The sequence below is a fragment of the Gordonia sp. NPDC003504 genome, from assembly GCF_053587995.1.
Map to the genome: position 1 here is coordinate 1 of NZ_JBSFPC010000031.1, position 2,143 is coordinate 2,143.

At 54.0% G+C, this 2,143-nt stretch carries 1 pseudogene; it reads left to right on the top strand.

What is annotated here, in order from left to right:
• Positions 1-696: 696 nt before the first annotated feature.
• Positions 697-1,608: pseudogene (locus ACWDPV_RS24130) on the top strand (P-loop NTPase); the annotation flags it as partial.
• Between the last annotated feature and the right edge of the window lie 535 nt (positions 1,609-2,143).

Consider the following 2,143-nt stretch of genomic DNA (forward strand, 5'->3'; position numbering starts at 1 on the left):
CCCGGTCGTGGCGGGGCCACCCTGGAGGAGATCGCATTCTCCGCGGGTGTCGAGATCGATTCCACCCGGGTGGCCCTGGTGATGATGGAACTCGGGGGACTGATCAGCACCGACGGCAGTATCTGGTCAATTCGCAGATCAGGCAGTCATTAGCATCTGTCCGTCCATCGGGCGGCCGACAGTGTTTTGTGCACGAACAGCTCCGAACTCGAGTACGCTGCTAAAGCTATCCCTCGCTCGCCGCCCTGTACTAGATGCCTCGTCGGTCTTCGACGCTGTGGTAACGCATTTGCAGGGCTGTGGGCTACACGTAGGTACGGACTCCGAATAGGTGAGAGTGGTATGTCTTCAGGTGTGGTGGAGCAGGTTCCGGAAAAGCTGCGAGATGTCTTCGTATCTGAGCTTCGTCACGGCAAGTACAGTTTGCTCCTCGGGGCGGGAGCGAGCGCTGATTCGACAGACGGCCATGGAACCAAACTACCGCTAGGCGGACAGCTAGTAAACGAAATTAATGCGGTAGCTGGGACACGGCAGACAAGCCTAACAGAGGCCTACGAGGTAGGTTTTGATCGCGATCCTGCAGGTATTACCAAACTGTTCGTCGATCGATTCACCAATTGTGTTCCCGCTGAATGGGTCTACAGGGTTCGGGATTGCCTCTGGACGCGCATCTGGACCCTCAACGTAGACGACGTTATGGAACAGGTGTACGCAAAGCCTGCTGTGCAAGGGCAGCTTCTTGGAATGTCGTATTCCTGGCAAGACGAGGTGCGGGATGACTTCGGGCTACAGATTGTGCATTTGCACGGAAAAGTATTTCGCAACTCGCCACTCAATCTCGTATTCTCCATTCCTCAATATATCGACTCGATTGAAAACAAGAGAAACTGGTATCCAGTATTCTTTAATTCATGGATGGGCTCACCCTTCATTACTATCGGCGCAAGTCTTTTTTCGGAATATGACCTCGCGAGGGCGATTCGAACAAAACAGCCGACATCTCGGACGCCCTCGGTATACATTTCAAAATCTATTCCAGAAGATATGTGGGAGCAGCTCGAACTTCGGAATCTTGTTGGGGTCGAGATTAGTGCAGGCGATGCTGTTGCAGAGTTCTCGCATATCACTGGCGAATCACGAAGCGGCGTGTACTTTCAATGGGAGTCGATCGCAGCCCAGAGATCTGACGTGGCGCGATTCGCTTCACAATTTGATCTCCTTAGCGAGTCGGATAGCTACGTGCCTCCCGGGCATGACTTCTTCCTTGGTTTTGAACCGATATGGGACGACGCGGTGCGCGGCAGAATTGCGCCTTTGGGTTGGTATGCAGACATCGAGCGGAGCATCGAAGAAGACCTAATGTCGCACGACTGGGTAGGAAGAATCCATGTCGCACTGGGGCCGAGGTTCTCAGGAAAAAGCTGCGCTGCATTGGAGATCTCGGCTCGCCTAACCAGAAAGGGGTACACCGTATTTCGGTTCAGGGGCGAGAGAACAATTGACGTTAAGGCGACGCTGGCGGTCCTTGGCGGGCGTGGACCCGCTCTGCTGTTATACGACGGGCTGGCTGACTTTGCAGAAGATGCCCGAAAACTCTTAGAGGCCGCTGAGCAGCTGAGCCTCTCACTTGTAATTCTAGCGTTTGAGCGTTCCTCTAGGCGGAGGGTAATCCTTGAGGAGGTGGATGGACGTTTCGTAAGGCTCTACGACAAGCATTCGATTCCCGGACTAGAGAAGCTAAGTCGGAGCGATGCACGCATATTGGCTAAACACGTCAAGAGTGCTGGCCGGTATGCTCGAATGCAAGGTAGAAAGACAGACGAGCTTTCGACCGAATTTGTTGGAAGAAACATCTTCGACGCGATGAGTCAATTGGAGTTCGGCCCAGGGTACCGCGATCGCATTCGTCCTCAGTTCGATCGGCTAAATGATCCCCGCGCTCAGATGGTTGTGTTTGTTACCGCGTATGTAAACAGTTTCGGATACGAGATGCCCAGTTTTCTTGCGCAAGCCTCGGGGATGTCATCAAAGGAATACCGTAAGATTTCGGATCTCCTGACGTTCTTGTGGGTGGGTTACGGCCAGGGCAGTTCGGGGCAGGCGCCGCCGCGGGTGAGTTCGGCCATCGCTATCAGCGCTTCTG